This is a genomic window from Arthrobacter sp. Dra40 (genome assembly GCF_059091905.1).
The window spans coordinates 1-7444 of sequence record NZ_JBNHHB010000237.1; the positions used below are offsets into that span (position 1 = coordinate 1).

The 7444-nt window shown below is 66.3% G+C and carries 7 protein-coding genes; all 7 read right to left on the reverse strand.

Annotation, left to right across the window (positions count from 1 at the left end; translation table 11 throughout):
* The coding region (locus AC5RWT_RS32435; protein ID WP_494083808.1) for a DEAD/DEAH box helicase at positions 1-586 on the reverse strand (586 nt) is incomplete at its 3' end.
* 421 nt (positions 587-1007) lie between these two features.
* Complete coding sequence (locus AC5RWT_RS32440; RefSeq protein WP_494083809.1) at positions 1008-1526, reverse strand: PadR family transcriptional regulator; 519 nt, start codon at positions 1524-1526, stop codon at positions 1008-1010.
* A 13-nt stretch (positions 1527-1539) separates the two neighbouring features.
* Complete coding sequence (locus tag AC5RWT_RS32445) at positions 1540-3564, reverse strand: oxidoreductase (RefSeq protein ID WP_494083810.1); 2025 nt, start codon at positions 3562-3564, stop codon at positions 1540-1542.
* A 112-nt stretch (positions 3565-3676) separates the two neighbouring features.
* The gene (locus AC5RWT_RS32450; protein ID WP_494083811.1) at positions 3677-4336 is read right to left on the reverse strand and encodes an MOSC domain-containing protein; all 660 of its coding nucleotides are present in this window, start codon (positions 4334-4336) and stop codon (positions 3677-3679) included.
* Between the two features lie 30 nt (positions 4337-4366).
* On the reverse strand, positions 4367-4822 hold the full coding sequence (locus tag AC5RWT_RS32455) for a VOC family protein (protein WP_494083812.1): 456 nt from the start codon (positions 4820-4822) through the stop codon (positions 4367-4369).
* Positions 4823-4910: 88 nt separating this feature from the next.
* The gene (locus AC5RWT_RS32460; protein ID WP_494083813.1) at positions 4911-6071 is read right to left on the reverse strand and encodes a cystathionine gamma-synthase; all 1161 of its coding nucleotides are present in this window, start codon (positions 6069-6071) and stop codon (positions 4911-4913) included.
* 12 nt (positions 6072-6083) lie between these two features.
* The coding region (locus AC5RWT_RS32465; protein WP_494083814.1) for a cystathionine beta-synthase at positions 6084-7444 on the reverse strand (1361 nt) is incomplete at its 5' end.

The following is a 7444-nucleotide window of genomic DNA, read 5'->3' on the forward strand; positions in this document are numbered from 1 at the left end:
TCGAGAGGATCTGGTCCACTTCTTCGGCGAAGCCCATGCGCAGCATTTCGTCGGCCTCGTCCAGCACCATGTACTGGAGTTCGGACAGGTCCAGCGAACCCTTTTCGATGTGGTCGATCACGCGGCCGGGGGTACCGACAACAACCTGGGCGCCGCGGCGCAGGCCGGCCAGCTGCGGTCCGTAGGCGGAGCCGCCGTAGACCGGCAGTACGGTGAAGTCGTCCATGTGCGCGGCGTAGGAGGAGAAAGCCTCCGCGACCTGCAGGGCCAGCTCGCGAGTGGGGGCCAGGACCAGGATCTGGGTGTTCTTGGTGGCCGGCAGTTCCGCCATCCGGGAAAGGGCGGGAACCGCGAACGCGGCGGTCTTGCCGGTGCCGGTCTGGGCCAGGCCGACGACGTCGCGGCCTTCCAGCAGCACGGGGATGGTAGCGGCCTGGATGGGCGAAGGCTTTTCGTAGCCGACGTCCCTCAGGGCCGCCAGGACACGGCCGTCAAGGCCGAAGTCGGTGAAGAGTACGGTGTTTTCGTCTTCGACGGCCGGGGCGTCGGTGTTTTCAGGCAGGGTATTAACAGTGTTTTCGGACACGGGGCAGTTCCTCGTATTCAGCTGGGGACCGGTGGCCGCGGCACATCGTAAGTCCGCGGTCCTCTGACTCAAAGCCCGGCGCTATTGCAATCCCGTGGCAGGGCTTTCCGCCGCTTCGCTGGCCACCCGCAATGTGCGGAGAGACCTGGCGGCGTTTTCTTTAGCCGGCGCTCCCAAAAACATGAAACTGCCCGCCGCATAGAGGCGGGCCCACACACAATCAGACGCTTCGACAAGACCGTAAGCGGCATTATCGCGCAGAACTAAGGGAATACCGACAGTGGGGGATGTATCCAGTGTACGGCACGCTCCGGCTGCCCAGGGACAGAGAGCACGACGACGGGCGGTGACCTTTGGCACAACCTCTCCCGCTGCGTCCTGCCCCGCGTCTAATGCCCAGGCCCCGCAACTGAGCGCTCCGCTACTTCTCCTGCTTACGCTCCAAGGTTTGTTCGGCCCACTCGATCCAGGTCTGCTCGAACATGATGCCCGCCTGCAGCACTGCCCGCTGCAGGCGGTTGGAATCGTTCCATGTGCCCCGCTGGTCAAGCTGCCGGTACGTCTCGAGCTGGGCACGGTGCAGCCCGAGATGCCGCTCAAGTTCACCGGCGATCGCGGTGTCGCCGAGCACCGAGGCGGCGCGGAGCCGGATCATCAGTTCCTCGCGGACAGGCCGGGGGTCCTGCTGTTCGGCCGTCCAGCGTTGCAGTTCTTCCCGCCCGGCGGCCAGGACCTGATGCTCCCGGGCGCGGCCGCGGCTGGAGTCGCGTCCCGTCGACTCGACCAGGCCGTTCCGTTCCAACTTGGCCAGTTCACGGTAAATCTGCTGGTGGGTCGCCGGCCAGAAAAAGCCGAAAGACTTATCGAACCGGCGGGCCAGTTCCGCCCCGGATCCGGGCTGCTCCAGCAGAGCGGTCAGGATGGCGTGCGGCAAAGACATGGGGCTCCTTCCGCTACAGCGCCGCAGCCAGCCGGGTTGCTTGGTTGATGGCGCGTTTGGCGTCGAGTTCGGCTGCCACGTCGGCGCCGCCGACCAAATGCACCGGCAGCCCCGTGGCTTCCAGCGCCTCCTGCAGCTCACGCTGCGGTACCTGGCCGGTGCAAAGCACCACATTGTCGACCGCGAGGACTGTGTCGGTGCCGTCCACGGTCAGGTGCAGTCCGTCGTCGTCAATTTTGCGGTAGGTGGCGGCAGGGATCATCTGCACTCCGCGGCTCTTGAGCTCGGCGCGGTGGATCCATCCTGTGGTCTTGCCCAACCCCGCGCCGGGCTTGGATTCCTTGCGTTGCAGCAGATAGACCGTGCGCGCAGGCCGGACGGGCGCGGGGGCTGCCAGGCCGCCGCGTGCGGCCGGGTCGTCGTCGATCCCCCAGTGTTCGCGGAACCGTTCCGGGTCCAGAGTGACGCTCGGGCCGGCCTGGGTGATGTACTCGCTGACGTCGAAGCCGATGCCGCCGGCGCCCAGGACCGCCACGGTTTCCCCGAGGTCCCGGTGGTCGCGCAGGACGTCCAGATAGCCGAGCACGCTCGGGTGGTCCACGCCCTCCACATCCGGGAGCCGAGGCAGCACCCCGGTCGCCAGGATGACCTCGTCGAATCCGCCGCCGGCCAGCTCTGCTGCCGTCACGCGGGTCTTCAGCCGCACGTCGACGCCGAGCAGTTCCAGCTGGCGGCCAAAGTAGCGGATGGTTTCGTGGAACTCTTCCTTGCCCGGGATCTGCTTGGCCAGATTGAACTGGCCGCCGATGCTGTCCGCGGCTTCAAAAAGGGTGACACGGTGGCCGCGCCCCGCCGCGGTGACGGCAGACGCGAGGCCGGCAGGCCCCGCCCCGACGACGGCCAGGGACTTGGGTTCGGCAGCGGGCGCAATCACCAGTTCGGTTTCGTGGCAGGCCTGCGGGTTGACCAGGCACGAGGTGATCTTGCCGGAGAAGGTGTGGTCCAGGCAGGCCTGGTTGCAGGCGATGCAGGTGTTGATCTCGTCAGCCCGCCCGCGCGAGGCCTTGAGCAGGAAGGCCGGATCGGCGAGCAACGGGCGGGCCATGGACACCATATCGGCGTATCCGCTGGCGAGGAGCTGCTCGGCAGTGTCCGGGTTGTTGATCCTGTTGGTTGCCACCAGGGGAATTCCGACGGCACCCATCAGCCGGCGGGTGACCCAGGAGAAACCGGCGCGTGGGACCGACGTGGCGATCGTCGGCACCCGGGATTCATGCCATCCGATGCCGGTGTTGAGGATGGTCGCCCCTGCTTCCTCGACTCCCCGGGCGAGTTCGGCAACTTCTGCAAAGGTGGATCCGCCCTCCACCAGGTCCAGCATGGACAGGCGGTAGATAATGATGAAGTCCTGGCCCACCCGCTCACGGGTCCGGCGGACAACCTCCAGCGGGAAGCGGATCCGGTTGCGGTAGCTGCCGCCCCAGCCGTCGGTGCGCCGGTTGGTGCGGGCGGCGACAAACTCGTTGATCAAGTAGCCTTCGGACCCCATGATTTCCACGCCGTCGTACCCCGCCCCGCGGGCAAGCGCGGCAGAATTCGCGAAGTCCTCAATGGTCAGCTCGATCTCCTGTTCGCTGAGTTCGCGGGGCGTGAACGGGCTGATCGGAGCCTGCAGCGGGCTGGGTGCCACAGGGTGCGGATGCGCGGCGTAGCGTCCGGCATGCAGCAATTGCAGGGCGATGCGCCCGCCTTCGGCGTGGACAGCGTCGGTGATGGTTGTGTGGCGGGCGGCTTCCTCCGCCGTCGTCATCATGGCGCCGCCGGGCTGCAGCCTGCCGTCGGCATTCGGTGCGATGCCGCCGGTCACGATCAGCCCCACACCGCCGCGCACTCGTTCGGCATAAAAGGCCGCCATGCGCTCGAAGCCGCCGGGAAGTTCCTCAAGCCCAACATGCATGGAGCCCATCAGCACCCGGTTGGGCAGGACTGTGAAGCCGAGGTCCAGCGGTTCGAACAGCTTCGGATAGGACACGGCCACAATGCACTCCTTTGCACAACAAGTTGCATAAAGACTACGGCGCGACGGGGCCGCAGACAACCACTGCTTGGGGTGGGAGAAGCGCGTTCTGCGAGGGACCTGAAGGTTGCCGTCAGGCGTGGACGCGGCCGCGGGCCAGAACCCGGCGGACTGCCTTGCTGACGTTGCCGTGCAAGGCGATCTCGCCGTCGGCCTCCGCCGCCAGCAGCGCCTGCGCCTGCGCCTGGCTGAGCCCGAGCGATGATTGCGCAACGCTAACACCGTGGCCGGGGCGGAAGAGAACGTGGATGCTGTCACCGGCGGCGATGGAGCCGGTGCCGATGACCTTCAGGTAAGCGCCGGGCAACCCTTTGCGCAGGAAGCGCCTGGCCCACTGGGGCTCACCGACGTGGCGGGCGAAGGTGGCGCAGGGGATCCGGGGCATGGTCACTTCAACGACGACGTCCGGGCCGACCTGCCACCGCTCCCCTACCAGCGCGCCGCTGACGTTCACTCCGGCGGTCCGCAGGTTTTCGCCGAACAGGCCCGGCGGGACGTCGCGCCCCAGCTCGCCCGACCAGACATCGGCATCTTCCTGCGCGTACGCGTAGAGCGCCTTGAGCTCTCCGCCGTGGTTCTTGCGGTCGGCCTGCACATCGGCGCGCAGCCCCAGCGTGTGGAGCGGAACCCGGCCGCCCACCGGCCGCTTGTCGATGCCGGTGATTCCGACCTTGCTGGCGTCGGGCTTCAGCGCGTGGAGCCGGCAGACGGCCAGCAAGAATCCGGATTCCATGACGTCATCATATGTTTGCCGGGTGCCGGCTCAGGCGTGCCCTTCGTAGCTGATGTCCTGTTCGGTGGACCCGTCCGGGCCCGGCAGCGGCTGGCCCCGGTAGATGCCGAAGGCCCACAGATTGCCGTCCGGATCTTTAATGCCGAAGCCACGGTCGCCGTAGTCGGTGTCCTGCAGCTCCCGAATGATGGGCACACCTGCTGCCTTCATGTGGGCGTACAAATGATCGGGGTCATGGGTGTAGACGTTGAGCAGGGCCGTGCCGGGTTCGCGGGCCCAGGGTCTCCCCTCGGCATGGCTGGAAACCATCACCATGCCGCCCTCGGGCCAGAGCAACTCAGCGTGCGCCACCAGGCCATTCTCTTCGTACAGGGCGTGCTCGATGAATCCCACGGTCCCGGTGAGAAACCCGATGAGTTCCCGGGCCTTATGGGACTGCAATCCGGCAACAACGCTGGCCGGCGGGTACCGCCTGTTCGTATCCATGCCCTCAGTATTCCCGGCCTGCTGCCGGACACGCCAGAGGCGGCGGCACCGTTCCCGGTCCCGCCGCCTCTCAAGGGCTGGGGCTTGCCTAGAGCTGCGCGAAAGCCTGTTCGAGGTCCGCGATCAGGTCCTCAATGTCCTCGATGCCCACGGACAGCCGGATCAGGTTTTCCGGCACCGCCAGTTCGGTACCCTTCACCGAGGCGTGGGTCATCTCGGACGGGTAGTTGACCAGCGACTCGATGCCGCCGAGCGATTCCGCCAGGGTGAAAACGTGGGTGGATTCGGCCACCTTGCGGGCCGCTGCCTCGCCGCCCGTGAAGGAGACCGAGACCATGCCGCCAAAGCTGCGCATCTGCTTCTTGGCCAGCTCGTGGCCCGGGTGGTCGGGCAGGCCGGGATAAAAGACCGTCTCGACTTCGGCCCGGCCCTGCAGCCAGTCGGCCACGGCCTGGGCATTGGCGGAATGCCGGTCCATCCGCACGCCCAGCGTCTTCAGGCCACGGGTGGTCAGAAAGGCGTCCAGCGGCGCGGACACCGCGCCCACCGCGAACTGAACGAAGCCGACCTTCTCGGCGAGCGCGTCGTCGTTGAGCACCACGGCCCCACCGATCACGTCCGAATGTCCACCAATGTACTTGGTGGTCGAATGCACCACGACGTCGGCGCCGAAGGCCAGCGGATTCTGCAGGTAGGGCGAGGCGAAGGTGTTGTCCACCACCAGCAGCGCGCCCGCGGCGTGCGCCAACTCGGCCAGCGCGGCAATGTCGGTGACCTTCATCATCGGGTTGGACGGGGTTTCAACCCAGAGGAAGCGTGCCTTGTGCTCGCTGACGGCAGCGGCCACGGCCGACTCGTCGGACATGTCCACCACCGTGTGGCCGATACCCCAGGCACCCAGCACGCGGTTGATCAACCGGTAGGTTCCGCCATAGGCGTCGTTGCCCAGCACAATGTGGTCGCCGGGAGAGAGCAGGGCGCGGATCAGCGCATCTTCGGCGGCCAGCCCGGAGGCGAAGGAGAACGCATGCTTGCCGCCCTCCACCGCCGCCAGCTGCACCTGCAGCGAATCGCGGGTGGGGTTGGTGCCGCGGCCGTATTCATAACCGTTGCGCAGCCCGCCAATGCCGTCCTGGGCATAGGTCGAAGACTGGTAGATCGCCGGGACAACCGCGCCCGTGGCTTCGTCCGGCACCTGGCCGGCGTGCACTGCGCGGGTGTTGAAGCCCTGATTGTTCTCTGCGCTCATTCTTCTTCTCCTTCAGCTCGTGAGGTAGGACAGCAGGTCATGGCGGGTCAGGACGCCTATCGGCGCCCCGGCCAGCGTGACCAGCACACTATCGGCCGTCTGCAGCTTCTCCCGCGCGGCGGAAACGGGCTCCAGCGACCCGATCAGCGGCATTGCCGCACCCAGGTGGTCGCTGACCTTGTCGGTGAGTTTCGCTTCGCTCTTGAACAGCTTGGCCGTCAGCTCGCGTTCATTGACGGCGCCGACCACCTCTCCCATCACTACCGGCGGCTCCTGCGACAGCACCGGCAGCGCCGAGACGCCAAACTCGTTCATGATTTCGATGACGTCTCGCACTGTTTCGTAGGGGTGTGTATGCACCAGATCCGGCAGCTCACCGCTCTTGCCCTGCAGCACCTCGCCCACCGTGGCTTCTTCTCCACCGGCGATGAAGCCGTAGGACTTCATCCATTCATCGTTGAAGATTTTGCCCAGGTAGCCGCGGCCCGAGTCGGGCAGGATCACGACCACGATGTCGTCCGGTCCCAGCTCCTTGGCCACCTTCAGCGCCGCCACCACGGCCATCCCGGAAGAACCGCCAACCAGCAGCCCCTCTTCCTGGGCCAGCCGCCGGGTCATCGCGAACGCTTCGGCGTCGTTGACAGCGAGCACCTCGTCCGGAACCGACTTGTCGTAGTTGTCCGGCCACATGTCCTCGCCGACGCCTTCGACGAAGTACGGCCGGCCGGTACCTCCGGAGTAGACAGAGCCCTGTGGGTCGGCGCCGATGACTTTCACCGGGCCTCCGGCGCGATCGGCGGAAATTTCCTTCAAATAACGGCCGGTCCCCGTGATGGTTCCGCCGGTCCCGGCGCCGATCACGACATGAGTGACCCGACCGTCCGTGTCGCGCCAGATCTCAGGGCCGGTTGATTCGTAATGGCTGGCCGGAGCTGCCGGGTTGTTGAACTGGTCCGGCTTAAAGCCACCGTCCACCTCAGTCACCAGCCGGTCGGAGACACCGTAGTAGGACTCGGGGCTGTCCGGCGCCACGGAGGTAGGGGTAACGACGACGTCAGCCCCGTAGGCCTTGAGCACGTCGCGCTTTTCCAGACCTACTTTGTCCGGGGTCACGAAGATGGACTTGTAGCCCTTCTGCTGGGCCACCAGGGCCAGCCCCACCCCGGTGTTGCCGCTGGTGGGTTCGATGACCGTGCCGCCGGGCTTCAACCGCCCGTCTTTCTCGGCCTCTTCGAGCATCTTCACCGCGATGCGGTCCTTGATCGAACCGCCCGGATTGAAATACTCCACCTTCGCCAGGACGGTGGCAGCAATACCTTCGGTCACTTTGTTCAGCTTGACCAACGGTGTGTTGCCGATCAGGTCCAGAACAG